General features: G+C 59.2%; 25 protein-coding genes. 13 read left to right on the plus strand and 12 right to left on the minus strand.

The genetic code is table 11. From position 1 onward, the window contains the following. Positions 1 to 4: 4 nt before the first annotated feature. Both FD37_RS00380 and FD37_RS00385 read right to left on the minus strand, forming a co-directional pair. On the minus strand, positions 5 to 1,108 hold the full coding sequence (locus FD37_RS00380) for a glycerol dehydrogenase (protein WP_056962686.1): 1,104 nt from the start codon (positions 1,106 to 1,108) through the stop codon (positions 5 to 7). Positions 1,109 to 1,250: 142 nt separating this feature from the next. Further along, the gene (locus FD37_RS00385; protein WP_056962688.1) at positions 1,251 to 1,997 is read right to left on the minus strand and encodes a DeoR/GlpR family DNA-binding transcription regulator; all 747 of its coding nucleotides are present in this window, start codon (positions 1,995 to 1,997) and stop codon (positions 1,251 to 1,253) included. A 295-nt stretch (positions 1,998 to 2,292) separates the two neighbouring features. Between FD37_RS00385 and FD37_RS00390 the strand changes: the two genes are divergently transcribed. From FD37_RS00390 to FD37_RS00410, 5 genes are all read left to right on the plus strand, one after another. Continuing rightward, complete coding sequence (locus FD37_RS00390) at positions 2,293 to 3,414, plus strand: NAD(P)-dependent alcohol dehydrogenase (RefSeq protein ID WP_056962690.1); 1,122 nt, start codon at positions 2,293 to 2,295, stop codon at positions 3,412 to 3,414. A 137-nt stretch (positions 3,415 to 3,551) separates the two neighbouring features. Then, the gene (locus FD37_RS00395; protein WP_056962692.1) at positions 3,552 to 4,325 is read left to right on the plus strand and encodes a hypothetical protein; all 774 of its coding nucleotides are present in this window, start codon (positions 3,552 to 3,554) and stop codon (positions 4,323 to 4,325) included. A 155-nt stretch (positions 4,326 to 4,480) separates the two neighbouring features. After that, on the plus strand, positions 4,481 to 5,200 hold the full coding sequence (locus tag FD37_RS00400; protein ID WP_056962694.1) for a MerR family transcriptional regulator: 720 nt from the start codon (positions 4,481 to 4,483) through the stop codon (positions 5,198 to 5,200). 268 nt (positions 5,201 to 5,468) lie between these two features. After that, positions 5,469 to 6,191 (plus strand): nicotinamide riboside transporter PnuC, encoded by a 723-nt coding sequence (pnuC, locus tag FD37_RS00405; RefSeq protein ID WP_056962695.1) that lies wholly within the window; start codon positions 5,469 to 5,471, stop codon positions 6,189 to 6,191. Between the two features lie 121 nt (positions 6,192 to 6,312). Then, the gene (locus tag FD37_RS00410; protein ID WP_225436310.1) at positions 6,313 to 7,215 is read left to right on the plus strand and encodes a hypothetical protein; all 903 of its coding nucleotides are present in this window, start codon (positions 6,313 to 6,315) and stop codon (positions 7,213 to 7,215) included. A gap of 80 nt (positions 7,216 to 7,295) precedes the next feature. Here FD37_RS00410 and FD37_RS00415 read toward each other — a convergent pair whose 3' ends face one another. Beyond that, on the minus strand, positions 7,296 to 7,553 hold the full coding sequence (locus tag FD37_RS00415) for a hypothetical protein (protein WP_056962698.1): 258 nt from the start codon (positions 7,551 to 7,553) through the stop codon (positions 7,296 to 7,298). Positions 7,554 to 8,004: 451 nt separating this feature from the next. Here FD37_RS00415 and FD37_RS00420 point away from each other — a divergent pair, with 451 nt between their 5' ends. Beyond that, the gene (locus FD37_RS00420; protein ID WP_056962700.1) at positions 8,005 to 8,955 is read left to right on the plus strand and encodes a 3-hydroxyacyl-CoA dehydrogenase family protein; all 951 of its coding nucleotides are present in this window, start codon (positions 8,005 to 8,007) and stop codon (positions 8,953 to 8,955) included. A 657-nt stretch (positions 8,956 to 9,612) separates the two neighbouring features. On the opposite strand, the gene FD37_RS00425 is transcribed toward FD37_RS00420, so the two are convergent. Beyond that, on the minus strand, positions 9,613 to 10,455 hold the full coding sequence (locus tag FD37_RS00425) for an SDR family NAD(P)-dependent oxidoreductase (RefSeq protein ID WP_045806468.1): 843 nt from the start codon (positions 10,453 to 10,455) through the stop codon (positions 9,613 to 9,615). Between the two features lie 208 nt (positions 10,456 to 10,663). Here FD37_RS00425 and FD37_RS00430 point away from each other — a divergent pair, with 208 nt between their 5' ends. The 3 genes from FD37_RS00430 to FD37_RS00440 all read left to right on the plus strand — a co-directional run bounded on the left by FD37_RS00430 (position 10,664) and on the right by FD37_RS00440 (position 12,518). Then, positions 10,664 to 10,870 carry a hypothetical protein gene (locus tag FD37_RS00430; RefSeq protein WP_045806467.1) on the plus strand — a complete coding sequence of 69 codons (207 nt, stop codon included), beginning with the start codon at positions 10,664 to 10,666 and terminating at the stop codon, positions 10,868 to 10,870. A gap of 156 nt (positions 10,871 to 11,026) precedes the next feature. Continuing rightward, positions 11,027 to 11,818 carry a type I methionyl aminopeptidase gene (gene map, locus FD37_RS00435; protein ID WP_045806464.1) on the plus strand — a complete coding sequence of 264 codons (792 nt, stop codon included), beginning with the start codon at positions 11,027 to 11,029 and terminating at the stop codon, positions 11,816 to 11,818. Between the two features lie 331 nt (positions 11,819 to 12,149). After that, positions 12,150 to 12,518, plus strand: coding sequence for a hypothetical protein (locus FD37_RS00440; RefSeq protein ID WP_045806463.1), 369 nt, complete (start codon positions 12,150 to 12,152; stop codon positions 12,516 to 12,518). 108 nt (positions 12,519 to 12,626) lie between these two features. Here the strand turns inward: FD37_RS00440 and FD37_RS00445 are convergent, their stop codons facing one another. The 4 genes from FD37_RS00445 to FD37_RS00460 form a co-directional block, all read right to left on the minus strand. Then, positions 12,627 to 13,604, minus strand: a complete 978-nt coding sequence (locus FD37_RS00445) for an aldo/keto reductase (RefSeq protein ID WP_045806462.1) — start codon at positions 13,602 to 13,604, stop codon at positions 12,627 to 12,629. A 121-nt stretch (positions 13,605 to 13,725) separates the two neighbouring features. Continuing rightward, positions 13,726 to 16,302, minus strand: coding sequence for an FtsX-like permease family protein (locus FD37_RS00450; RefSeq protein WP_082605080.1), 2,577 nt, complete (start codon positions 16,300 to 16,302; stop codon positions 13,726 to 13,728). Positions 16,303 to 16,310: 8 nt separating this feature from the next. Beyond that, positions 16,311 to 17,012 (minus strand): ABC transporter ATP-binding protein, encoded by a 702-nt coding sequence (locus tag FD37_RS00455; RefSeq protein ID WP_045806460.1) that lies wholly within the window; start codon positions 17,010 to 17,012, stop codon positions 16,311 to 16,313. 191 nt (positions 17,013 to 17,203) lie between these two features. Further along, positions 17,204 to 17,782, minus strand: a complete 579-nt coding sequence (locus tag FD37_RS00460; RefSeq protein WP_056962706.1) for a TetR/AcrR family transcriptional regulator — start codon at positions 17,780 to 17,782, stop codon at positions 17,204 to 17,206. A gap of 127 nt (positions 17,783 to 17,909) precedes the next feature. On the opposite strand from FD37_RS00460, the gene FD37_RS00465 reads away from it, so the two are divergent. From FD37_RS00465 to FD37_RS12695, 4 genes are all read left to right on the plus strand, one after another. Then, the gene (locus tag FD37_RS00465) at positions 17,910 to 18,959 is read left to right on the plus strand and encodes an SDR family oxidoreductase (protein ID WP_056962712.1); all 1,050 of its coding nucleotides are present in this window, start codon (positions 17,910 to 17,912) and stop codon (positions 18,957 to 18,959) included. Between the two features lie 159 nt (positions 18,960 to 19,118). Then, positions 19,119 to 20,222, plus strand: coding sequence for a family 20 glycosylhydrolase (locus tag FD37_RS00470; protein WP_082605081.1), 1,104 nt, complete (start codon positions 19,119 to 19,121; stop codon positions 20,220 to 20,222). Positions 20,223 to 20,352: 130 nt separating this feature from the next. Then, a complete protein-coding gene (locus FD37_RS00475; RefSeq protein WP_056962716.1) occupies positions 20,353 to 20,802 on the plus strand; it encodes a GNAT family N-acetyltransferase in 450 nt (149 codons plus the stop codon). Between the two features lie 93 nt (positions 20,803 to 20,895). Next, complete coding sequence (locus FD37_RS12695; RefSeq protein ID WP_147007724.1) at positions 20,896 to 21,078, plus strand: hypothetical protein; 183 nt, start codon at positions 20,896 to 20,898, stop codon at positions 21,076 to 21,078. 115 nt (positions 21,079 to 21,193) lie between these two features. Here the strand turns inward: FD37_RS12695 and FD37_RS00485 are convergent, their stop codons facing one another. The 4 genes from FD37_RS00485 to FD37_RS00500 all read right to left on the minus strand — a co-directional run bounded on the left by FD37_RS00485 (position 21,194) and on the right by FD37_RS00500 (position 24,882). Beyond that, positions 21,194 to 21,793 (minus strand): sugar O-acetyltransferase, encoded by a 600-nt coding sequence (locus FD37_RS00485; RefSeq protein ID WP_056962733.1) that lies wholly within the window; start codon positions 21,791 to 21,793, stop codon positions 21,194 to 21,196. A 148-nt stretch (positions 21,794 to 21,941) separates the two neighbouring features. After that, the gene (locus FD37_RS00490; protein ID WP_045806455.1) at positions 21,942 to 22,130 is read right to left on the minus strand and encodes a hypothetical protein; all 189 of its coding nucleotides are present in this window, start codon (positions 22,128 to 22,130) and stop codon (positions 21,942 to 21,944) included. A 325-nt stretch (positions 22,131 to 22,455) separates the two neighbouring features. Then, positions 22,456 to 23,262: an aldo/keto reductase gene (locus FD37_RS00495; protein ID WP_045806454.1), complete on the minus strand. Its 807-nt coding sequence runs from the start codon at positions 23,260 to 23,262 to the stop codon at positions 22,456 to 22,458. A gap of 144 nt (positions 23,263 to 23,406) precedes the next feature. Then, positions 23,407 to 24,882, minus strand: a complete 1,476-nt coding sequence (locus FD37_RS00500) for an MFS transporter (protein ID WP_147007722.1) — start codon at positions 24,880 to 24,882, stop codon at positions 23,407 to 23,409. Between the last annotated feature and the right edge of the window lie 107 nt (positions 24,883 to 24,989).

Genomic DNA, 24,989 nt, shown 5'->3' on the forward strand with positions numbered 1-24,989 from the left:
AACTTTAATCTAATCCTTGGAAGTGCCGGCTGTAGGCGTCCACACCCTTCATGGCCTGGGCCACGTCATCGGGACTCACCGTAAACGGCATCTGCTTCATGGTGTCTTCTGGTGAAGTGGCCTGTTGCCCGACCTTTAAGAGGTCTTCATCGGAGACGTCCGCCAAGTGCAGGTCCTTGAAGGTCGTTGGCAGACCTAGTTGCAGGTCAAAGGTCAGGTACTTCTCGAAACGTTCCTTGTCGGCGCCCTCCAAGAAGAGCTGGGTCAACGTCCCGAAGGCCACCTTTTCCCCGTGAGTCATGTCGTGCACCGGCCCATGTAAGGCGGTCAGGCCATCGTGGATGGCGTGGGCGGCGGCTAAGCCCCCACTTTCAAAGCCCAACCCACTCATCAGCGTGTTGGCTTCCACGATCTTATCCAGCGCCTTGGTCACCGCGTGGCTCTTGACCGACGTCAGGGCCTCCAATCCATACTTGAACAGGGTCTCTTCACACTTGGTGGCGATGGCGTTGCCCACCAACGTCTGTTGGGCGCCCAGCATAGTCTGGTTGTGTCCCTGAGCGACCGCTTGGGCTTCCACGTTGGTCGCCAAGGCGTCAGCGATCCCCGAGGCCAGCAAGCGTGCCGGCGCCCCGGCGACCACGGCCGTGTCGACCAGAACCAGGTCCGGGTTCTTAGCGTAGAACCGGTACTTTTCGAAGGCCCCGTCGTCCGTGTAGAGCACGGATAACCGGGAACATGGCGCGTCGGTGGAGGCCAACGTCGGCAGGATCGCCACGCTGATGTGCAGGTCGTCGGCAATTGCCTTGGCACTGTCGAGCGTCTTCCCCCCGCCCAACGCGATGATCAGGTCGGCACCGAAGTCCTTGCCAATCTCGTCGACCCGGTTGATTTCATTCTCGGAGGCTTCCCCGCGGAACTGGACCTTCTTAACGGCTAACCCATTTTTGGTGAGGTAGTCGATGTAATCGTTTCCAACAATCTTCAACACAACGGTATCCGCCAATACCAAGGCCTTGCTTCCCAGCCGTTCGATGTACTGGTAACTATCCTGGAGCGCGTGAATCCCTTGAACGTATGTCGCTGGACTTCCGAAAATACTTGTCATGGTCAAAAACTCCTTTAGGTTTAGTCTCCGTGAAATTGAAACGCTTTCGCCTTACGAAACCTATTATAGTTTCGTTCGATAGATAATTCAATAGTGAACAAGAAAAAAAGGTCCCCCAATTCGGGGAACCCGTTACTTGATTTCAAACCAACTGCAACGTCGTTTGGGCCCGTAAGTCGCGGGCCACGGCGTCCGACAGGGAGTCGTCGGTGATCACCCGGTCGACTTCGTTCAGGGCAAACTGATGCATCAGACTGGCGCCCTGAAACTTGCTGCTGTCCGTGAGCACGGTCACCGTTTCCGCCCGGCGCGCCATGGCCTGCGCCACTTCATTGCGCATGATGTCCCGACTGGAAAAGCCATTGGCGTGATCGTACCCGTCCGTCCCCACAAACAACTGGGCCACGTGGAAGGCCGTCAGCATCTGCTGGGTCAGCGGCCCGACCACCACCTGTGCGGTCCCCTGATAACGGCCCCCCAACACGAACACAGCGAGCGTCGGGTAATTAGCCACGTAATCCGCGATGTAGTATGAATTGGTCACGATGGTCACGTGCTTGCCCTGCTCACCCAGGGTGGCCGCCAGCAACGCGCAGGCCGACCCCGACTCGATCATGATGGTCGCCCCGTCCGCCACCAGGTCGGCCGCGGCCCGGGCGATGCGGCTCTTCGCCTCGTAATGCTGCGCCAACCGGTAGTTCAGATTATCGGGATTGTTGACTACGGCGAACCCGTGTTGCCGCCGCAGGAGTCCCTGGTCCTCCAGGGTGGTCAGGTCCTTGCGCACCGTGACCACTGAGACCCGTAACTGCCGGGCCAGCTCGGTCACCGCGACCTTGCGTTGCCGATTGACCACCTTTAAAATTTCCTCGAGCCGTGAATTGAGCATGGCGGGTTCCTCGCTTTCGTCCGTAAAAGATTTTTCTTCGTTCGGTATCAGATTGATTTTAGTGTACACCGCTCCCCCGCTAACGGCAACGTCCCCGTGCCCGACTAATTAGCGGCAACAACCTTGTTTGGTGAAAATTATTTTGCCACAACCATCAGTAGACGTCAGCCCCGAGATATAGGGGAATTTCACCCGCTTAGGGCCCTGAATGCTCCTTTGAAAGCGCTTGCAATTAAATCAAACTGTGTGATAATAATCACGTAATCTACATATTCTAAAACGAGGTGTGTCTCTCATGAAAATTAAAGCTGCAGTGGTTGAAAAACAGAATGCTGATTTTGAAATTCGGGACGACGTGGAATTGGCCGAACTCGGGGCGGACGACTTACAGGTCCACATGGTCGCGAGCGGGATCTGTCACTCCGACGAAGCACTCCGAATCGGGGACGCCGTCATTGACTACCCCATCGTTTTAGGCCATGAAGGTGCTGGCATCGTCGAAAAGGTCGGCCCCGAAGTCACCCAATTTCAACCCGGGGACCACGTGGTCTTGAGCTTCTACGCCTGCGGGAACTGCAAGAGCTGTCTCGAAGGCATGCCGACGCAGTGTGAAAACTACGCGGCCAACAACCTTTCCGGGACCCGGCCCGACGGCAGTGCCCACTTCACCGAAAACGGCCACAAGGTCGCCGACATGTTCGACCAAAGCTCCTTCACCACGACCACGGTGGTCCGGGAACGGAACGCCGTGAAGGTCGACAAGGACCTCGACTTACGAAAGCTCGGCCCGCTGGGGTGCGGCTACGTGACCGGTTCCGGCACCGTCCTGAACACCCTGCAACCCCGTCCCGGTGAGACCATCGCCGTCTTCGGGACCGGGGCCGTGGGCTTAGCCGCCATGATGGCCGGCAAGATCTCCGGCTGCACCAAGGTCATCGGGATCGACATCGTCGACGACCGCTTAGCACTGGCGAAGGAACTCGGCGCGACCGACGTCATCAATAGCCAGAACACCGACGTTGTCAAAGCCGTCCAAGACCTGACCGGTGGCCGGGGCGTCGACTACGCGGTCGACACCACCGGGGTCACCAAGGTCATGGAAGACTCCATCAAGGTCCTGGCCCAGGGTGGTACCACGGCCACGATTGCCGTAACGCCCAACCACACCGACGTCGACACCTGGAACGACCTGTGTGTCAACGACAAGAAGATTGTCGGCGTCAACATGGGCGACTCGATCCCGCAAGTCGACATTCCCCGGTTGATCGACTTCTACAAGGCCGGCCAATTCGACTTTGACAAGACCGAAAAGTTCTACAAGTTCAGCGACATCAACCAGGCCAACGCCGACTCCCGTTCCGGGAAGACCATCAAGCCGGTTCTGATCATCGATGACACGTATCAACCCGGGAAATAATTCCCTTTACGAATCCCAGCTTATCTGCTCAAAAAGTCTCCCCCGTGGGAGGCTTTTTTTGATTGGCTGAACCATCCACCACGTGAAGAATTTGGTATAATCAAGCTAACAAGACGGAGGAAAGAAGGCTGAACGCCATGCGGAAGGGATTCGTCTGGCGCATCATTGGCGGCATCTTATTCGGATTAAGCAGTTTGACCGGCGCAGCGGCGGCCCCGGTCGTCCACGACGGGGCGCACCTGCTGACGCCGCAACAGCGCACGACCATCGAAACGACCAATCAGAACTGGACGACCACGCGGCAACGACCGCAACTCTGGGTCTACACCTACGCGCGCCTATCGGACAGCGCTCTGAGCGGCTTTGATTACGACCAGCCCTTCTATACGCCGGGAAACGATCTGGTCGATCGGCTCTTCACCCGGATTGCCGAAGAGGAATCCGGCGTGACCGACCCTAGTGACTGGGCCGTGACCAGCCGGGTCAATCGCCTGCACCACCGCGTTTCCGTGATCATGGTCTTCCCCGACCACGGCTGGCACACGGTGATCACCCCCTCCGACGACCTGCTCGGCAGCATGTCGGACCTGGAACAGTGGTGGATCACCCAGCGGCTCCCCAACCAACAGGGGACCGGCCGTTCGGCGATGACCTTCTTCAACCGGTATTCCCGCTTCGTCGGGCACCACGTGGCGAACGCCAAGACCATTAAACCGGGCATGAGCGCCGACCTCTTGTCGTTTTTGATTCTCCTGCCGTTCATGCTGTGGGGCCTCATCCACTTCATCCGCAACTTCCATAACATCACCTTCTCGTCCGGACCCTACGACGATTACGGTGCCTGGAACGCCTACTGGTTCGGCCGGTGGATGGGCGGCGACCACAGCCATCACGGGGGCCCGTGGTCCTAATTGAAACGCCGTTTTCCCACGACAAGAGGAACGGATCTCGGGTAGATTGACGGTCGAGATTCGGTCCTTTTTATATTTCCCAGGAAATTAAAAATACCCCTTGCTCGTCACGCGGCGTCATCAGGTATACCTAGACTCAGGAGGTGAAGTCATCCATGTCAACCTATTCAACGGGGGAACTGGCCAAGCTGGCCCACGTGTCGATCCGCACGCTGCAATACTACGATCAACGTGGGCTTCTCAAACCGGCGACCCTCACCGCGGCGGGGCGCCGGCAATACGACGAAGCCGACTACGACCGCTTGCAGCTGATTCTCCTACTTAAGGAGATGGGCCTCTCTCTGGCGGCGATTCACCAAATCATCACCAGTGACCACGGTAACCAGACGTTGGCGCTGTTGCTCGACCAACAGGCGGCGCAATTGACCGCCGAGCAGGCCACGACCGCTGACCGATTGGACCGCATCGCGGCCATTCGCCACCGGCTGCCCAGCGCAACCACCCACCCGTTAACTTCTAAAACGGACATGGATCAGCTCATGTTAGCTAAAACTGCTTTGACTCGGGTCCACCAACGCTTACTGGTCTTCGGTATCCTCATCGACGCCATCGAACTCAGCGCCTTCATTTACGGGATTTTTTCCGGCCACTGGTGGCCGTTCGCCGGCGCTATTCTGGTCGCCATCGTGCTCGCCTTGGGCGCCGTTCACTGGTACCTGCAAGCCGTCAACTACGTATGCCCAAACTGTCAGGCCGAATTCAAGCCCACCTACTGGGTAGCCTTCTGGTCCCGGCACACGCCCAAGGCCCGCAAGCTGACCTGTCCCCACTGCCACCAAACGAACTTCTGCGTGGAAGTCTACGATCAGCATTAAGCTAAAAACGACGACTCGTCTGGTTTCATTCAGACGGGTCGTCATTTTTCGGTGGAAATACAACCCGGGTTATTCCCGGTAACCTAGTCCCCCAATCGATTGACTCAAAATTCAATTGATCATCCAAACAACCACCCCACTTGTCCATTTACCACCCCTCGCCATTTCCCCATCGTCCTCCCAGACAACCGTCCCCGTCCGCGGTATACTTAACCTAATCGTTTAGGGGCAACACGATAGATCGTTATTTTGGGAGGAAACAATACATATGGACACACAAACGCAACACGGCTGGTGGTATCGCCAGCTTTTCACCAATTGGAAACGGTTTGAAGTCATCTACGTCACCATCTTGGTCCTGATTCAACTCGGGGTCTACCTGATTGCGCCGGATAGCTGGGTCGGCATGCTCTCCGGGGTCGCCGGGACGCTGTGCCTGGTGTACGGCATGAAGGGTCGCAAGATTTCCTTCATCTTCGGGATCGTGCAATGCGTCGCCATGACCTACGTCGCCTGGATCAGTCACGCCTACGGGTCGTTCGCGATGGACATCTTCTACGTCATCTCGCAACCCATCGGCTGGTTCATGTGGGGGCACGACGAGGCCACCCACACCTTCTCGACCAACACCCGGCGCTGGATCTTTGCCGGGGCGTTCGTCGCCTGGCTGATTGGCTGGTGGGTCCTGGCGATGCTCCACGGCCAACTACCGTACTTCGACTCGATCAACTTCGTGGTCAGCATCATCGCGCAGGTTCTCTACATCTGCAAGTACCAGGAAAACTGGTCGCTGTGGATCGTGGTCAACACCGCCAACATCATCTATTGGGGGACGTTGACCGTGCAGATCCTGATTGGGGCCACGACCATCGGCACCCTGGGCGCCAACCTGTCCCAGGTCGCCCTCCAAGCCGCCTTACTGTTCAACTCCGTTTACGCTACGAAGGTCTGGGCCAGTGGCGAGGCCGACAATGAAGGTGGGCTGAAATAACCCATCCCTATCAAGCGTCGTGACCCACCCCAGTCACGGCGCTTTTTGGTTTCCGTTCCCCGCGTTGCCCGATATAGGGTATACTGGAAGCATTGAATCTTTCGTTAAGGAGGTCGTCACCGTGAAACATTCCCTCATCCGTTGGGGCCTGGCGCTTCTGGGCGTCGGCCTAGTCCTCGGCGGCCGCACCCCGGTCGCCCACGCGCAGACGGAGCAACCCGGCGCACTGGTCAAGGTGGGTCACTACACCGCCAGCACGGACCTGTTAAACCTCAGTCAATACTACCAAACGACCCGTCAGACCCGCGTCGCGGTGGCCTACGTACCGACCACCCATTTCGGTAAACGGGTCATGCGGACCCTGACGCTCCCCAAGGGCACCGTCGTCGCTGGCTACCTGACGCAACAGAAGCACGGCAGTCGCCTGACGCCCGCACTCCTGCTGTACGCGTCGCGGCTGAGCCATTATCGGCTGGCCACGGCCCAACCGGCCGGCTACACGGTCGATCCCACGGCAGACACCGATGCGACGCCGACCGTGATCACCGGGACGAAGCAGCTCTCGGCCTTTAAACGCGTCCCGTGCCCCAAGTACATGCCCGCCTACAGTCACGGCGACCTCTACTTGGGCGGGGCGACCGCGGCCCTGAGCCCCGAGGAACCCCACCAGACCAGTCTGCGGATCACCCCGGACGGCTACGTGGAGCTCCTCACCTACGCCACCAACGTACGGACCGGGCTGGGCTTCTACCAGCAACCGACCAGCCAGGCCAAGATCTACCAGACGCGCTTTAACGACCCCTACCGCAAGCTCTACGTGCGGCACGCCTTACCGGGCCTGCACCTCACCCACGTGAAAAACAGCGGGCTGCGCCAGTATTGCCTGACGCTGAAAAACCTGCACCGCCCCCAGCACATCGCCGGGGATCCGCTCAAGGGCGTGGCCGGGACCTTCGACAGTCTGTACCTGGTCGGCGGCACCCCGTACTACACCTTCATTGGCTTCGACGGGGCCAGCAACTAAATATTCTAAAAAATCAGGCAGAAAGTTCTCATTTTGAGAATTTTCTGCCTGTTTTGGGTATCCTTTTCGTTTCGCGGCCGTTAAGAATGGGCCGAACTGGCCACCTGGACCTCGTAGATTTGGCCGTTCTTGATGACCATCTGACCATCGCGGTAGGTCTTGTCCGGCGAATAGGTCGTCAGCTGATCCGTATGAGCGATGTTTTTCGAGCGTTTGACCAGTGTGACGTCTTGGGCGGGCTTAGCCGCCGTATCCTGGCGTTGATCTCCGAGCCACATGAATCCCAACATGCACACCAAAATCAAGCCGTACTTCAATCCCGTCTGTAATCGTTGCATCGGTCTTTCACTCCTTCACTAACAAACTGTTAAGGGCCAGTTTAACGGTTTACTCACCCGGATACAATTGATTCTATAAACAATTTAAAATAACATTTAACATGACGCTGAATTTTAGTCAGACATTACCAAATTTAGCCAACCTGAACCGCTTGTAATCAGCCTTGTTAGCGATTGCAACTATTACACCTTACGAAATTTAACACCTTTTATCAAAATGAGAAGTCTTCTCATAAATTACCCTGTGACCCCACAATCGTTAAAGCGGATAAATTGCGTCCCACCGGGGTTACGTGGCCCCGCCAATCCCGCAACGCGCATTCTGACTCGATTCCCCCGGCAGCCCCTTAACTGCCGCCAAGCATGCTATAATCAAGTTGTAAGCGGTTTACGGTGGGGGCCAACCCTTTCTGGCCCCCACCTCATCACATGGTAGAAAGGATCGTTCATCATGGAACTCAAAGACGTTAAAATCATTGGTAACCTGGGGGCCGGCACCATGGGGCACGCCACGACCCTGCAGTTCGCCCTGCACGGTTACCACGTAAAACTATACGATCAAAGTCAAGCGGCCCTCGACCGCAGCATCGTCATGATTCAGCACGACCTGGCCACCTTCCAGCGGGCGGGCCTATTGACGCAGTCGACCGAGGAGGTCATGGCCCACATTCACCCGACGACCGACCAGCAGTTTGCCTTCGAACGGGCCGACTTCATCATCGAATCCATTTCCGAGGACCTGGCCGTGAAACAGCAGGCCTGGCAAACGGTCGAGCAGATCGCCCCGGAGCGTGCCATCATGGCCACCAACACCTCGGGGCTGGACCCGACTCAGCTGCAAAGCGGCCTGCAACATCCCGAGCGCTTCGTCGTGGCCCACTTCTGGAATCCCGCTCACCTGATGCCCCTGGTCGAGGTCGTGCCCGGTGAGCAGACCGCGGCCAGCACGGTCGACTTCACGGTGGCCCTGATGAACCACATCGGCAAGCACGCGGTCCCGCTCAAGAAGGCGTCGCTGGGCTTCGTCGGAAACCGGATCCAGCTGGCCGTCATGCGTGAGGCCCTGCACATCGTCGACGAGGGCATCGCCACCCCCGAAGCCGTGGACGACATCATCAAGTACAGTCTGGGCCGGCGGTGGAGCCTGGTCGGGCCCATCGCCAGTGCCGACTTGGGCGGGCTAGACGTCTTCAAGAATATCAGTTCCTACCTCTACGCGGACCTGTCGGCCGAACAGGGCACCGACCCCGCGCTGGCCCACAAGGTCGCGGACGGCGACCTGGGCCTCAAGACCGGCCGCGGCTTCTACAGTTGGACCGGTGCCGCGGGCAAGCAAGTGGTCGCCAAACGGGACGCTGGCCTCCTGAAGCTCCTCAAGGATGACCAAACACCGGACGATTAGTCATCATCTAGACGACAAAACGCTCCCCATCAGTTTCAACTGGTGGGGAGCATTTTGTTCTTAGCGTGGCGGGGGAACCTCGGGTCAGTCCCCGCCTTTCATCCCATTCGCGAAGGCTATTTGTCACCGGTGCCCATTTAGATCAAGCACTTAACCAGTTGGTCACTCGATACGTTAATTCGGTGGACCCGCAGCCGTTGGTGGGGCTCGCTTAAGCGGCTATTTTATAAATCTATTCATATCAGAAGTCGTTACGGGTATAGACGATTGGTTTCCGAAGGTGCTATGATGGGGCCGAATCAAGCGAATGCCTGCTTCAACTCTGCAATACCTTGCGGCGCGCGCGTGGCTAACCAGGCGGCTCACGCAGCGTTAGCCACGCCCCAATTTCTATCACCCCGGCCGCCGAGTTGCCGCAAACCAACGACGCGGCCCCCTTCATCCTGGTCAAGCCGCCGGGGACTTCTCCTCCCCAGCATGGACGGCCGGTCCTCTCTTCGCCGGTCGCCCCGATCAGGACTCCTTCAGCGCAACACCGAAAATCCCACTGGACGCTCCCCCAACGTCCGGTGGGATTTTTGGCGGGTGAGCCACTTAACCCCATCTAAAAAGGCGCCTTGGACAGGCATCGTCCCAGGCGCCGCCTAACTTTCTAGGCTACTTTTCCGGTTGGTCCGCCGAAACGGAGAGGTCGTGCAGCCGCTTGAAAGCCGCCAAGTTCTTGGTGTACTTCTCAATGGCCGTATCGGTGGCGTACTGCCCCAGCGGCAGACGCAGCGGCAGGTCGGCCGCGTGATTGGTCACTTGATCGTAGATGATTGCCGCGGCCTTGTCAGGGTCACCGGCCTCGTGGTGGGCTTCCTTGGCATTGCCCTCAATCCGAGCAGCAAATTGTTGGTACGCGTCAATTTGCGGCAGCGTCTTCTGCGACGAACGGCCCGCCCAGTCGGTCCGGAACCCACTCGGTTCGATCAGCATGACCTTGATGCCCTGGTCGGCCACTTCCTGGGCCAGCGACTCGCTCAAGCCCTCGACCGCGTACTTGGTCCCATTGTAGAAGGACAGCGTGGTGAACGACGCCAGCCCCGCGATGGAGGAAAAGTTGACGATGATGCCGGACTTTTGGGCCCGCATGGTCGGCAACACGGCCCGGGTCATGTCGACCAGGCCCCAGACGTTGACGTTGAACATGTACTCGACGGCGTCCCGGTCACTTTCCTCAAAGGTCCCAAAGTAGCCGAGCCCGGCGTTGTTGATCAACACGTCGATCCGCCCAAACTTTTCCTTCGTATCCTGAACCGCCGCTGCGATCTCGGTCCGGTTCGTGACGTCCAGGGTCAGCTTCAAAATCTGACCGTGGTCGTAGGGGTCCAGGTAGCTCAATTGGTCCGTGTGCCGCGCCGTGGCAACCAGGTTCACGTCCGGTTTCTGCGCCAGAAACGTCGCGAGCGACTTGCCAAACCCCGTCGAAGTTCCCGTAATCAACCATGTTTTTGTCATATGCGAATTCCTCCTCAACTTGATTATCTCTAGCTTACAACCTCGAGTCCCCTCGAGGTCAAGTTAGTCGGTTCCGTTGACTCGCTGTTGCCGCGCAACGGTTGGGCCCGTCTTTAGCAAAACGTCGCAGCCCCTTAACGGTTCGGTCACGATTTATTCACAATTACCGCCTATACTCCTAGGTAAACATCAAAGGAGCATTTATCTTATGAAGCGACTCGTTCCCATTGTGGTCACCGCCGTCATTGCTGGGTTTGTGACGCTCGATAGCTACCGCACCTTTACCCAGAACCGGCTGACCAATCAGACCCATCAGGCTACCGAAAACGTCGCCACCAGCCGGGCCAAATCCGAGAAAGTGGTTGTCCGCAATTCGACCCCGACGACCACGCCCGTCACGACCTCTCACCGGTAAGGACCAAATGCACAAATTTTCGAGCCTAAGACACCTGTGTCTAAGGCTTTTTTGCGTTTACCATTGTTTCACATGAAACAGTCATCCCGATATCTGGTCAGAAACGGCAAACTAGCGTACAGTAGGAGCAGTAAGACTTTTAGGGAGGAACCACACTTGATTACAATCAAATCACCACGAGAAATTGAAAAAATGAACGAGGCCGGCACCCTGCTGGCCAACATTCACCTGGGCTTGCGCAACATCATCAAGCCGGGCATCGACAGCTGGGAAATCGAAAAATTCACCAACGAATACTGTGCCGACCACGGCGCCATCCCCTCCGAAAAGGACGTCGACGGCTACCACTACGCGACCTGCATCAGCATCAACGATGAAGTCGCCCACATGGCTCCCCAAAAGGGCCGGCTGTTAAAGAACGGCGACCTGGTCAAGGTCGACATGACCGTCTCCTTGGACGGTTACCAGGCCGACTCCTGCTGGGCCTACGCCGTGGGGGACGTCAGCGACGACGTCAAGCGGATCATGGACGTGACCCGAAAGGCCCTGTACTTGGGCATCGACCAGTCCGTCATCGGCAACCGCATCGGGGACATCGGCCACGTGATCCAGGACTACGTGGAGACGCAGAACCACATGGGCGACGTTCGCGACCTGATTGGCCACGGCATCGGTACCGAAATGCACGAGGAACCCGACGTGCCCGCTTACGGTGAGGCCGGTCACGGCATCCGGTTACGCGAGGGCATGGTCATCACCATCGAACCAATGGTCAACCTGGGGACCTTCGAGCTGACCGACAAGCTCGACAAGGACAACTGGGAATACTACGTCTCCGCCGACGGGTCCCTGTCCTGCCAATACGAGCACACCCTGGCCATCACCAAGGACGGTCCCAAGATCTTAACGTCGCAGGACCCCGACATCGACGCCAAGTACCTGCTCTAGTGAAATAATCCGCTGGTCGATAACCTCGCTTCACACCGGCGAGCAAGCTGGCCGTGGTGGGCACGACTTCGCTGAACACCATCAAAACCGAATTCACCGTCCCATCATCTCGGCATGCTACCGGCACCCAAGACTCACCTGCTTCCTAAAAAACCACAATCGCTCGTCCGGACTCAGCGCCGGGCACAGCGGTTGTGGTTTTTCAGGTTTTCCGGGGTCAATCACTTAAGGTCTTTTTTACGCGAACGGCCTATCCTCCCAAAAAGGTGGCGGGTTGATTGCACTTTAGGGCCAATCCCAGTACCTTAAAGATGGAAACGGAGGGGTCATGATGCACAACAAGATAGCTGGATTCGCAACGTTCTGTGGTTGGTTGTCGGACGGCCTATTCGTCCTGCTCACGGCCCTCGTTCCCACCGCTGATGCCACCGTTGCGGGGCACCTGACCGGGCGACCGCTGGCCCTCCTCTTCTTCCTGGGAGCCGCGGCTGCCTCCACTTGGGCGCTGTGCACGTCCGTTCAGGCCTTGGGGCGTTGGACGCTGGCTAACGGGTTGAGCCTGATGCTCATCATTCTGGGAATCCTGTTGAACCCCTTAACCGCGCCAGCGCGCGCCTATCTCTGGTTGCTGGTCCTCACCAGCTGCCTGGAGGTGGGGCTGGTCGGTCGCCTCTGGGATCAGCCCACGAATCCCGCATGATTCGCGGTCTAGTTACTCCCCCCAAACACCAAAACGATGTCCGCCCCCTGGTCAAGCGACCGGGACGGACATCGTTTTTTTAGCGTCTCCGCATCAACACACCTTAGGCTACCAGAGGTAATCGACGGGATTCTTCAGATATTGATCATAAACGTCTTGGACGATGGCCATCTGGTCGGCGGTCAGCGGTGCCACGTCGGCCGCACTGGTGTTCCGCTCGATCTGCGTCGGGTTGCTGGCGCCCGGAATCACGGCGGAGACCGCATCATACATCAGAATGTAGCGCAACGCGGTGGCAGCCAGGTTATCCGTGCCCAGGCGATCCTTCAGTTCGGCCGCGGCCTTGACCCCGGTCAGGTAGTCGACACCGGAGAAGGTCTCCCCCTTGTCGAACAACTGCCCGTCTCGGTTGTTGTTCCGGTGGTCGTCCGGCGCAAAGGTCGTGTCGGCGGTAAACTTCCCGGTCAGTAGCCCACTAGCCAGCGGGACCCGGGCCAGAATTCCGACGTTGCGTTTCTTCGCCAGGTCAAAGAACAGCTTGGCCGGCCGCAACCGGAACATGTTGAAGATGATCTCCACGGCCGAGATGTCGTAGTCCAACGCCTTGATGGCCTGCTCGACCTTTTCCACGCTGACCCCGTAGTGCTGGATCTTGCCAGCTTGCTTCAGCTTATCCAGCTCGAAGAAGGTCTCCGGCGTGTAGTAGATGTCGGTCGGTGGGCAGTGGAGCAGGACCATGTCCAGCGAATCCACGCCCATGTTAGCCAACGACTCATCGATGTACCGGTCGACGTGCTGCGGGTCGAAGTGCGCCAGTGACAGCGGCTCTTCCTTGCGACCCAGCTTGGTGGTGAAGTGCACGTCCGGGTGGGTCTTGATGAACTGCCCCACGGCCCGTTCGCTCAGGCCCCCCTGATACCCGTCGGCGGTGTCGAAGAAGTTGACGCCGCGGTCGTAGGCTTCGGCGAGGGTGTCGAGCGCGTCCTTTTCGCTGAACGGTGCGCCCCACTTGCCCCCGAGTTGCCAGGTTCCCAGCGAGACCTCGCTGATCTTGTAACCGGTATTCCCAAATTGACGATATTCCATGTTCACTTGCTCCTTTAGTCGCCCGGGCTCACGGAACCCGCCCGGCGCGTTTTTTTGTCAGTTTTCACACTCATTGATCCTAGTGTAGTCCTTAGAGGTACCTCTAAGACAAGCGCAATCGTTAATCGACGGACTGCAAGGCGTCCAACATGTTGACGTGCTTGAGTTTCTGATGCATCAACGCCATGACGCCCAGGCTGAAGACCAGCGTCAAGAGCGCAGCGTACAGGTAGCTGACCCAGTGGATTCCCGGCGAAAACATCAGTGCGTTGGTCTCCGCCGTTTGCAGGATGTAGGCGTGCAGCCAGTTCCCCAAGAAGCACCCCACCAGGATGCCCAACCCCGTCAGGATCAGGTTCTCCCGGAAGATGTACAGCGTGACCTCGCCGTCGTAGAAACCCAGGACCTTGATGGTCGACAACTCGCGAATCCGCTCGGACACGTTGATGTTGGTCAGGTTGTAGAGCACCACCAGCGCCAGCGCCCCGGCCGAGATCACGAAGATTAGGACCACCAGGTTCATGCTGTCGAACGTCTTAAAGTTGGTCTGCCGCTCGGTCCGCATCAGCGTCACGTTCAGGAAGCCGTTGTGGCGCAACAGCGTATCGGCGTAGGCGTTCCCGGCCCGCTCGCTGTCGTGGGTGAACTGGACCAGGTCGCCATTATAGGTCGGGCGCTGACCGAAGACCTGCCGGTAATAGGTCGGGCTCAGGTAGACAAAGTGGTTGACGTAGTTCTCGGCGATGGCCGCGATCGTCACCCTGTGGGTCCCCTGGCCCGCCAGTTTTAGCGGCAATTGGTCGCCCATCTTAACGTGGTAGAGCTTGGCCAGCTTCTCGTCGATGATGGCACCGCGCCGCGTCAGGTGGTAGGCCCGGTGCGTCTGCCGGTTCCGCAGGGTCACGAAGCGGTTCAAGCGCTCGGGATGCTCCGGGACGCCCAGGGTCGCGGTCTGCTCGGCCACGCCAGCGCCCTGGATCGTGACCTGCGCCGACTTCAGCGTCAGGCTGTCCCGGTAAACGGCGGGCCGCGTCAGCGTTTGCCGCTGGGCGCGAGTCGGGTTGCCCGTCCGGGTCACGATGGCGTCGTAGTGCCAGAGGTCGTTGAACTGCTTGGTGCTGATGTCGCCGATCGAATCCTTCAACCCAAACCCGGTGATCATCATCGCCATGCACCCGGCGATCCCCAGGACCGTCATCAGCAGGCGCTGCTTGTAGCGCAAGAGGTTCCGGAGGGTGATCTTGTGGTTAAAACTCAGCCGGCGCCACAGTCCGGTCCAGCGTTCCAGTAACAGCGTCTTCCCGGCCTTGGGGGCCTTCGGTTGCAGGAGCTGGGCCGGTAAGCTGCGCAGGTCGACGCGCAAGACGATGGCCGCGATCCCCAGGGTGCAGGCCAGCGCGATGGCCAATGCCGCCCAGATGTCGGGCCAGAGGTACTGCACGCTGATGGCCGGCAGGTTATACATACTGCCATAGGCCTGCGCGATAAACTGCGGGAAGAAGTTCACGCCGAAGACCACGCCCAGCGCGGTCCCCAGCAACGCGGCCAGCCCGCCGTAGAGCATGAACTCGCTGCCGACCGCGGCGTTGCCGTAACCCAGGGCTTTCAGCGTACCCATCTGCAACCGCAGCTCCTCGACCATCCGGGTCATGGTCGTCAGACAGATCAAAGCGGCGATGGCGATGAAGAACAGCGGGAAGACCGTGGACAACGCCACGACCCGCTGGGTGTTCTCGTGGTACTCGGTGTACCCCGGGTTGTCCGCCCGGTCGGTGTAGAGGTAGGTCGCCGGACGAATGGCCGCGACCTGCGCCTGGGCGGCTCGCAAGCGTTGCTGCAGCGCGACCAGGGCGGGCGTCTTCGCCGGCACCTGGGCTTGTAGTTGACTGACCTGCCGTTGCAGGGGGGCCAGCTGAGCGCGGGCCTGTCGCTGGAGCTGCCGTTGACGTTTTTGTGCGTTGGGCCGCAACCAGGCCTTTAATTGCCGGGTGTTGGCCCGGTTCAAGCGGCGATAGGTCGCGGAGTACGGCGTGACGTGCCGCAGGTTCTTGAACTGCACGTCCAAGCGACTTGCCACGTTGCCGGTCAGCGTCCGTGGTCGGACGTAGGCCAGGTAGTCCAGCGTCCCCTTACCCACGGTGGTCACTCCGCGACTCACGTTTTCTAGGTACCGGGGTGAGTTAACGAAGCCGACGATCTTAAACGTCCGCCGGGTGAACTGCCGGTTCAACCGCGCGGTGCTGGCGATGCGGTAGGTCCCGCCCACCTTCAGCCGCGGTTGGAGGCGCTTGGCCTGGGCGTCCAGCACCACTTCGTTGGCCTGGCGCGGCAGGCGGCCCTGAACCACCCGCAAGCGGTCCACCCGTTGCTGACGAGGCAGCTCGGTCACCCGGACCACCCGGTTATTGTTCCGTTGGGTCACGTCCAGGTAGCGGGTGGTCTGATACGTCAGCTGGTCGGTGTGCCGGTCGAGGACCCGGGTGTCCGCGGCCGTCAGCCCCAGCGTCGACTGGACGCTGTTGGTCGCGAGCCGTTGGGTGGCGAAGTAGCGGTCGGCGGCCTGCAGCATGTCCGGCCCGGTCGCCCGAATGCCGGTGTAGAAGGCCACGCCGAGGAAGATGATCAGGAGGATGGACAGAAAACGGGCTTTGGAGCGCCAGATTTCTCGTAGGATGACGCGTAAATAAGCGGTTGTCATGTCATCACCTACCACTCAATGTCGGCCAGCGGCGTCGGGTGGGCGTTGTGGTGGACCGACTGAATCTGCGCGTCGTTGATCCGGATGACCTGGTCTCCCATCTGGGCGATGGCGCTGTTATGGGTCACGATGATCACCGTGGTGCCGGTCTGCTTAGCGGCATCCTGGATCACCTGCAGGACTTGCTTACCGGTCTGATAGTCCAAAGCACCGGTGGGCTCGTCGCACAGTAACAGTTTGGGGTTCTTGGCGACCGCCCGGGCGATGGCCACCCGCTGCTGTTCCCCGCCGGACAGCTGGGCCGGGAAGTTGCGGGCCCGGTCGCTCAGCCCCACCAACGCCAACGTCTGGTCGACGTCACGGGCGTCCTGGGTGATCTGCGAGGCCAGCTCGACGTTTTCCCGGGCGGTCAGGTTGGGAATCAGGTTATAGAATTGAAAGACGAACCCGACGGCCTGGCGCCGGTAAGTGGTCAGCTGCTTGGGGGTGAAGCGGCTGATGTCGACCCCGTCGATTTTGACCTGGCCGCTGGTCGGCGAGTCCATCCCCCCGAGAATGTTCAGGAGCGTCGACTTGCCCGCCCCACTGGGTCCCAGGATGGTGACCACGGCTCCCCGTTCGACCGTAAAGGTCAGGTCGCGATTGGCCACGGTCAGCTGGTCCCCGTTACGAAACGACCGGGTCTCGTGTGTTACTTCAATGTAGGCCATACAAAAACCTCCTCTTATGTATCCGATTACATAGCTTTATTTTAGCATGTTCGCGGCGGGGACGCCCGTTCCGACCTGGTTTCATTCAGGATTTCCGCGAACGCGGTCGTCAAAAAAGGCGGGTCTCAGACAGAAGTCTTCGGCTCGCCTTTCTTTGACTTGGGATTGCGTTAGCCCACCACTAGCGGCGACTAATCGCCACGCGAGTTCCCGCCGCCTATTAGTGCCCGCATAGTCGCCGTCTGGAAGGTCCCAATCAGGTCGTGAATCGTGGTCAAGGGCTCGCGTTGCCCGTCCAGCAGCCATTCGCGCCAGATAGCGTAGACGCCCGCACTCATGAAGCGGGTCCAGTAGGTTCGTTGGGCGGACGTCAACGCTGTCTGCGCGAGGGTCACCTGGTAAAAGGCCGTCATGTTTTGATCGAAGGCCGTTCGAATGATGTGTTCGAAGCCCCGCTCGGTCGCCAGCCGCAACATTGGGGCGAACTCGGTGAAGAAGGCCCCGATGGTCGCCAATTTCTGGTCGGCGGGCACGTGGTCGCTGACGTCCCTAAACCGCGCGGCGATGGCCGGTTCAAAGTACGCCCGCAGAAGGTCGTCGAGTGTCGTGAAGTTCCGGTAGAACGCCATTCGGCTGACCCCCGCACGCTTGACCACCTGCGTCACCGTGATGCGCTTTAAGTCGGTCGTCTCTAGCAGTTGAAACAACGCCGTGGTCAAGTAGGTTTGTGAGTCCCGCTTGATGACCTGGGCGTGATGCGTCGCTGCCATAACATTTCCTCCAATCCGTCACAGATGCCGCCGTGACCCTTGTCTTTTCGTTGTTCCCATTGTAGGATACTTCCACAGACGTTACAAGTGTCACCTAATCAAAAATCACATTCTGGAGGTTTTATCCATGCACACCCAACACCCCTTAGTCGTCGTCACCGGCGGCAGCGGCTTTATCGCCATCCACATCATTCGCCAACTTCTACAACAAGGTTACGCGGTCCGCACCACGGTCCGCTCGCTGGCCAAGACGGCCGTCATCCATGAAATGCTGACGAACGGCGGCATCACCGACTTTCAGCACCTCGATATCGTGACCGCCGACCTCAGTGCCGACCGTCACTGGGACCAGGTCATGGCCGGCGCCACCTACGCCATCGACGTGGCTTCCCCCACCCCCAAGTTGGACTTCAAACACAAGGAAGAGATGATTCGCCCGGCCGTCGACGGGGTCCGCCGGGTCTTGACCGCCGCCCAGGACGCCGGCGTCTCCCGGGTCGTCCTGACCTCGGCTTACGGGGCCGTCTTCGCCGGTCACCCTCACCGCACCACGCCGTACACCGAGGAGGACTGGTCGGACCTGAACTGGTCCCACATCCACCCCTACCAGGAATCTAAGACCCGTGCCGAATTGGCCGCCTGGGACTTCATCCGAAACGAGGGCCACGGACTGGAACTGGCGACCGTCAACCCGGTAGGCGTCATGGGCCCCGTCCTGTCCGCCAAGTACTCCCACTCAAACGTCCAGACGCAACAGATGCTCGCCGGCCAGGTCAAGGCCGTACCGAACGTCGACTCCGGTTACGTGGACGTCCGCGATGTGGCCAGCCTGCACCTCCTGGCCATGACGCACCCCGCCGCCAACGGTCAGCGTTTCCTGGCCACGACCGGAGAGACCCTGTCGATGCTGGACGTCGCCAACGTCTTACGGGCGGCCTTCCCCGCCTTTGCGCCCCGTCTCCCCACCCGGACGATCCCAAACGTCCTGGTCAAGGCAGCGGCCCTGACCCACCCGAACCTACGGATGGTCGCCTCCCTCCTCGGCCTGTACGCCGGCACCAGTAACGCCAAGGCCCAGCGCCTGCTGGACTGGCATCCCCGCTCCGCCAAGGAGGCCATCATCGCCACCGCCCAGTCCATGATCGACCTGGGCATCGTCACCGCACCAGCAGAATAGAGTGGGGACCACCTCACGAGGTCGCGACAGCTGTCACGGCCTCTTTTTCGACGGTGGTTTCTGACCCCCCTTCACAGTTGTGAGACGCCTCAGTACCCATCTTTTCTGAAAAGCCGTATATTTGAACCAAACACGTTGTCATTTTGGGAGGGAGTTTCTATGCATCGTTGGTATCACTGGCTACTCATGGGCCTGCTGGTCACCGGCCTGGGGTGGGGACCGAGTCTGCCCGCGCAGGCCGCCAGTCACCAGACCAAGGGCCTGATCCTCGACGCCGCACGCCAGTACTACTCCGTGGCGTCACTGAAGCGGCTCATCACCACCGTGCACCGGGGCGGCGGGACCTTTTTACAGCTACACCTGACCGACGACAGTCGCTTCGGCGTGGAGAACGCCCGCCTGGGGCAGACCGTGGCCGCCGCGCGTAAACGCGGGGACGTCTACTATAACCGCCGGACCGGTCTGGCTTTCCTCAGTAAGCACCAGCTCCGCAGCCTGGTGGTGTACGGTCACCAGCGCAAGGTCGAGGTCATCCCCGAGATCGATACCCCGGGGCACACCCGCGCACTGATCAAGCTGATGAAGACCTCGAGTGCCGCCAACCGTCAGCTGGCGGCAACCATCACGCATCAAAACGAGCTGACCCTGCACGCGAAGCAGACCCTGCCCTTCGTCAAGTCCCTGCTGGGGGAGTACACCGGTCTGCTCTACCGGGGGCAACACCTGGCCATCGGGGGCGACGAGTACAGCGCCAGTACCCAGGCGACCCAGCCGACCACGGTCAGCTACACCAACGGCCTGAACCGGTATCTGCGGGGCAAGGGCCTCAAGACCACCATGTGGAATGACGGCCTGATGAAGGCCGACCTGCGGCGCATCGACCACAATATTCGGGTCGTCTACTGGAGCTACGACGGCGAGACCGGCAACTCCCAAACGGCGAAGGCGCACCGGCAGATTCGCGCGACCCTGCCCGAGCTGAACCGGGCCGGGTTCCAGACCCTCAACGCCAACTTCTGGTACCTGTACGTCATCACCCGGCCGGCGACCTTCAAGGCGGCCAACGTCCGCTACTGGCAAAACGACCTCAAACGGCACTGGACCCCCACCGTTTGGGATAAGACCAGCCACCAAAACCTGGCCACCAGCAAGCGCAACCTGGGGTCGGCCATCTCCATCTGGGGCGACGGTAAAAAGACCTATTCCCAGCAACAGGTGCTGGCGAAGACGAAGCCGTTTTTGGACACTTATTTTAAACAATAAGGATTGATCTCTCGGTTGCCCAATCCCCCGATTCGTCGTTAGCTTTTTCAGTGTATTTGCACCATTATTTCACCAGTGCTATACTACCGAAAAAGGCCGTCACGGCCACCGTTAATCAGGAGGTTTTGCCATGATCCATTATCAAGCTAAGCGCTTTGACCAACTCACCACCCACGAACTCTGGGCCCTTTACCACCTGCGAACGGCTGTCTTCGTGGTCGAACAAGCCTGTTACTACCAAGAAGTCGATGAAGCCGACCTGACCGCCGTGCACCTCCTCGGCACCGACGAAGCCGGACACCTCGTCGCCTACGCCCGGTTGATTCCCGAGCACGATCACGTTCGGATCGGCCGGGTCGTCGTGGCGCCGGCCGCCCGGGGCAAGGGTGCTGGACAGCAACTGGTCCACGAGGCCATCGCCGCCGTGAAGACCCAGTTTCCCCACGCCGTCCAGATTGACATCCAAGCCCAGGCCTACCTGCAAAAATTCTACACGGGTTACGGCTTCCAGCCCGTCAGCGACGTTTACCTGGAGACCGGGATTCCACACCTCGACATGATTTTGCCACTCACCGCTTAAGCCTTGCCAACCGCAAGGCGCTTAATAGCAGCTATCACTGTTGACTGGGACTGCTTATAACTATTATGCTGATTACCCAGGGAGGTGGCGTCATTGACGAAGAATAGTCGTTTATTGGCAAGTGCCTGTTTCTTTTTGTTTGCCATCTGTATGCTCTTATTTACCATGGGATTCATGCCGCAATATCGGTTTCTCTTCTTTATTGGGGCCGGCATTTTAATCGTGGCGGCCTTGGTTATTTGTGCAGACGGCTTTAAAAATAACCGAAAAAAATAACGCCAAGCCCGCATTGAGTCCGCGCTAGACGTAGGCCAACGGTACCGTTCTGGCCTTAAAACAACTGGCGCCGCAAGTCGAAAGTCACTTGCGGCGCCAGTTTGCGTTCAATCATTCAATTCATCCCACTAGTCGGATCGAAGCCGGTCCGGTCGGCGGACGTAATCTGCCGGAGCACCCGACACGGGTTACCGGCCGCGATGACCCCGCTCGGGATTGCATGGGTCACCACGCTGCCGGCGCCAATGATGGTGTGGGCCCCGATGGTCATTCCGGGCATCACACTGACGTTGGCCGCCAACCAGCAGTCATCGCCAATCGTGATGGGTTTGGCAACACAGCCCCCTCGCCGGCGTTCCGCGGCATCGAAGAGGTGGTTACTGGTGTACAGGCCGACCTTGGGCCCGAACAGCACGTGGTTGCCGATGGTCACCGGCGCGCCATCCAGGATCACACAGTCGTAGTTGGCGTAGAAGTCGTCGCCCACCGTGATGTTGCGGCCGAACTCGCAGCGAAAGTTGGGGTTCACGAACGGCCGCGCGCCCACGTGCCCCGCTAATTCACGAAACAATCGTTCCTTTTCGGCAGTGCTCCCCGCTTGATTAAGCGCTTCCGTTTTCTGGGTCGCCTGGTCTCGCAGGCGTTCCAAGCGGGGATCCAGGTCATTGTAGGGGTGCCCGCTCGCCATGTAGGCAAACTTTTCATCTAAACTCAGGGTCATCGAATCGCTCCTTTCAATCTATCCGCTTTCAGCATACCACGCCCACCGGTTGGCCGGCTCCCCCCATTTAGTGGCCATTTCTCACCTGAACCGCGCAGCGCGCAAAAAAAGCGTCCAGGACCCACGTCCCAGACGCCCAACGCTACTCGTCTAGTTTGGCGGCCGCGGCGGACCACTTGGTTAGCTGTTCCGCGGTGAAGTAGAGCTGTTGCTCAATGCCGACACGCACGAGATACCGGTTCGTCACTTGATCGTAGTAGATCACGGTGCCCACCACGCCCCGATATGGTCGGGGGAGCAGCACCTGATCGCTCACGTTAAAAGCTGTCATTCTTCTCGCTCCTTACCCTGACTCTCTTAACCCGCCTGGAAACCAGCGCCGGGCCAATCGACCAGTCGTGGGTCGTCTGCTGGTGAATTGGTTCAGCCCCGTCGCCATTTCGCCATTAGAATACCCTATTTCATCAGTTAATGATACTTTGAGGCCCTTTACAAATCAATTAATAATTGAACGGCTTCCGGCATTGACGTTTGCGTCACTGGTGCGCGTTTCATCTGACAAAAAACAGGCAGGTAATTCTCAAGAATCGAGAATTACCTGCCTGTTGCGTCTCACCGCATGGCCGACGTCGCCGCGTCCGCTTAACGGTCATTCATTAATCGTAGTTCAGGTGTTCGTCGCGGTCCAAGCCGTTAATGGTTTGAATCTCGTCGGCGGTCAAGTGGAACCCGGAGATCTCAAAGTTTTCCTTGACCCGGGCCGGCTTCGAGGACTTCGGGAAGACCACGAAGCCGGTATCGATCTGCCAGCGTAAGACAATCTGGGCTGGCGTCTTGCCGTACTTCTGAGCCAATTGCGTGATGACCGGGTCCTCCAAGATCAGGTGACCGTGGCCGATTGGGGAGTACCCCTCGTTCACGATGCCGTTATCGGTGTCGAACTTCCCTAGGTCGGCCTGGACCTTGTACGGGTGCCGTTCGATCTGGTTGACCATCGGCTTGACCGTGGCCATCTCAAAGACCTGTTTCAGTTGGTCTTGCGAGAAGTTCGAGACCCCGATGGCCCGGACCTTCTTTTGTTGGTACAGGGTCTCGAGGGCGCGCCAGGTGTCCAGCGTCAGGTCGAAGTTCTTCTCGTTCGGCCAGTGGATCAGGTACAGGTCCAGGTAGTCCAGCTGCAGGTCCTTGAGCGTCTGGTCGTAAGCGGCCAGCGTCTTGTCGTAGCCCTGGTCGGCGTTCCAGACCTTGGACGTCACGAACAGGTCGTCGCGGGCGATGCCGGAAGCCTTGATAGCGGCCCCGACAGCCGGTTCGTTGCGATAAATGTGGGCGCAGTCCAGGTGCCGGTACCCGGCATCGAATGCGGTCTGAATGGCCGCGGGGACGTCCTGACTATCGATCAAATAGGTGCCGAATCCTAACATGGGGATGGTGACGCCGTTGCTTAACTGTGTCGTTTCCATGAAATTACCTCGCTCTTCCGTCAAATTGTCATGCATACAATCATGATACACCACCGGGTAAGCCGTTTCATGCATTTTGACCCAACGCACGCCCAAAACGGGGCCCCGCCAGTATCTTGGCGAGGCCCCGTGAACAGGCTGATTTTAGGCGGCTTGACGCCGGGCTGGCTGGTGGTGCCGCACCAGTAAGACGCTGATCAGGACCACGATGATGGCTACCAGCCCCAGCGCCGTCACCATGATGTTGTGCATCCCCGCGAACAGGATGGCCCGCATCTGTGGCAATAACTGGTCCGGCAGGTGCCCGGCGGTCTGCGAGTTGGTCAGCTGGTTGAGCATGCCCATGGTGATGGCGGGGTGCGTCCGGACCCCGGCGGACAGCGCCTGGTTCAGGATGACCCCGTAGATGGAGGACATGAACGTCTGACTCAGGATCCGGACCAGGTAGGCGAACGAGGTCGCGATCGGCACGTCGACCATCGCCACGTCGCTCTGGACGGCGACCTGCAGGGTCGTGAAGCAGACCCCGATACCGAAGCCGTTAAAGGCCCCCATCACCAGTAAAAAGGTGTAGCTGGCGTCGGACCCGACCAGGCCCATGCCGACAAACGTGACCAGAAAGGTCAGCGTACCGATCGCCAGGACCCCGTAACGGCCGATACGCGGCTGCACGGCCGGTGCCATTTCGGACCCGATGAAGTTGGCGATGGACCCCGGGATCTGGGTCATCCCCCCGATCAACGCGCTGAAGCCCATGATACCCTGGGCCCACATCGGCGCGTAGATGTTGAAGGCGACGAACGCGCCCCAGAGGACCGCGAAGATCACCAGGTCGATGACCAATTTTTCATTTTTAAACAGCCGGTTGGGCACGATCGGGTCGCTGACCCGGTCCTCGACGCGGTGCATCCGCAGCAGCAGGGCCAGCCCCACCACCACGAAGGCGACCGTGACCCAGAGGGCCGTGGTCCCTAGCAACTGGATGCCGACCAAGATGGCGACCAGTCCTAGGACCATCAGGACGGCCCCCTGGTAATCGACCGGTTGCTGGTTGAGCGCGCGGCTCCCCTTGAAGAACAGGGCCACGATGGCAATCGACACGGCCGCTAAGGGCAGGTTCACGTAGAAGACCCAGTGCCAGCTGAAGGTGTCGACGATCCAGCCCCCGAACAGCGGCCCCACGATGGACGCGGTGCTGAAGCTGGCCGAGGTGATGCCGATGACCTGGGCCCGGCGTTTCAGATTGGTGAACAGGTGGGCGTAGATGATGAAGGGAATCGTGCTCATCCCCCCGGCGCCCAGGCCCATGATGCCCCGGGCGATGATGAACCAGGTGATGTTCGGCGCCATCCCCTGAAGCAGGGCCCCCAGGGCGAAGATCGAGGTGGTGACGATGTAGGCGGTCTTGTTGCCCCGCTTCTCCCCGAACTTACTCCAGAGGGGCGTGGCCACCGCCATCCCCAACAGGAAGATGGCGACGATCCAGCCCATGTATTGAATCCCGTGCAGGTCACTGACGATGGCGGGCAGGGCGGTGTTGATGATGGTCCCGTCCAGCCCGGCCATCGCGTTAGAGAGCAGCAGGGCAAAGGTGATGATGATTTTCCGGTTTCGACTCACGACTAGGCGCTTCCTTCCGCTCAAATGATTTTCTATAATAATGGCTAAATCTCACGACAAGTAAAATCTTATGACGGGGCGGGACCCTTTGTCAATGCCGGCGATGC

This window comes from Levilactobacillus spicheri DSM 15429, from assembly GCF_001435095.1.
Lineage (GTDB): Bacteria > Bacillota > Bacilli > Lactobacillales > Lactobacillaceae > Levilactobacillus > Levilactobacillus spicheri.

Bases quoted from the DNA above. Each gene is read 5' to 3' on its own strand.
- FD37_RS00380 (WP_056962686.1), bottom strand. From the start codon at position 1,108: ATGACAAGTATTTTCGGAAGTCCAGCGACATACGTTCAAGGGATTCAC.
- FD37_RS00385 (WP_056962688.1), bottom strand. From the start codon at position 1,997: ATGCTCAATTCACGGCTCGAGGAAATTTTAAAGGTGGTCAATCGGCAA.
- FD37_RS00390 (WP_056962690.1), top strand. From the start codon at position 2,293: ATGAAAATTAAAGCTGCAGTGGTTGAAAAACAGAATGCTGATTTTGAA.
- FD37_RS00395 (WP_056962692.1), top strand. From the start codon at position 3,552: ATGCGGAAGGGATTCGTCTGGCGCATCATTGGCGGCATCTTATTCGGA.
- FD37_RS00400 (WP_056962694.1), top strand. From the start codon at position 4,481: ATGTCAACCTATTCAACGGGGGAACTGGCCAAGCTGGCCCACGTGTCG.
- pnuC (WP_056962695.1), top strand. From the start codon at position 5,469: ATGGACACACAAACGCAACACGGCTGGTGGTATCGCCAGCTTTTCACC.
- FD37_RS00415 (WP_056962698.1), bottom strand. From the start codon at position 7,553: ATGCAACGATTACAGACGGGATTGAAGTACGGCTTGATTTTGGTGTGC.
- FD37_RS00420 (WP_056962700.1), top strand. From the start codon at position 8,005: ATGGAACTCAAAGACGTTAAAATCATTGGTAACCTGGGGGCCGGCACC.
- FD37_RS00425 (WP_045806468.1), bottom strand. From the start codon at position 10,455: ATGACAAAAACATGGTTGATTACGGGAACTTCGACGGGGTTTGGCAAG.
- FD37_RS00430 (WP_045806467.1), top strand. From the start codon at position 10,664: ATGAAGCGACTCGTTCCCATTGTGGTCACCGCCGTCATTGCTGGGTTT.
- FD37_RS00440 (WP_045806463.1), top strand. From the start codon at position 12,150: ATGCACAACAAGATAGCTGGATTCGCAACGTTCTGTGGTTGGTTGTCG.
- FD37_RS00445 (WP_045806462.1), bottom strand. From the start codon at position 13,604: ATGGAATATCGTCAATTTGGGAATACCGGTTACAAGATCAGCGAGGTC.
- FD37_RS00450 (WP_082605080.1), bottom strand. From the start codon at position 16,302: ATGACAACCGCTTATTTACGCGTCATCCTACGAGAAATCTGGCGCTCC.
- FD37_RS00455 (WP_045806460.1), bottom strand. From the start codon at position 17,012: ATGGCCTACATTGAAGTAACACACGAGACCCGGTCGTTTCGTAACGGG.
- FD37_RS00460 (WP_056962706.1), bottom strand. From the start codon at position 17,782: ATGGCAGCGACGCATCACGCCCAGGTCATCAAGCGGGACTCACAAACC.
- FD37_RS00465 (WP_056962712.1), top strand. From the start codon at position 17,910: ATGCACACCCAACACCCCTTAGTCGTCGTCACCGGCGGCAGCGGCTTT.
- FD37_RS00470 (WP_082605081.1), top strand. From the start codon at position 19,119: ATGCATCGTTGGTATCACTGGCTACTCATGGGCCTGCTGGTCACCGGC.
- FD37_RS00475 (WP_056962716.1), top strand. From the start codon at position 20,353: ATGATCCATTATCAAGCTAAGCGCTTTGACCAACTCACCACCCACGAA.
- FD37_RS00490 (WP_045806455.1), bottom strand. From the start codon at position 22,130: ATGACAGCTTTTAACGTGAGCGATCAGGTGCTGCTCCCCCGACCATAT.
- FD37_RS00495 (WP_045806454.1), bottom strand. From the start codon at position 23,262: ATGGAAACGACACAGTTAAGCAACGGCGTCACCATCCCCATGTTAGGA.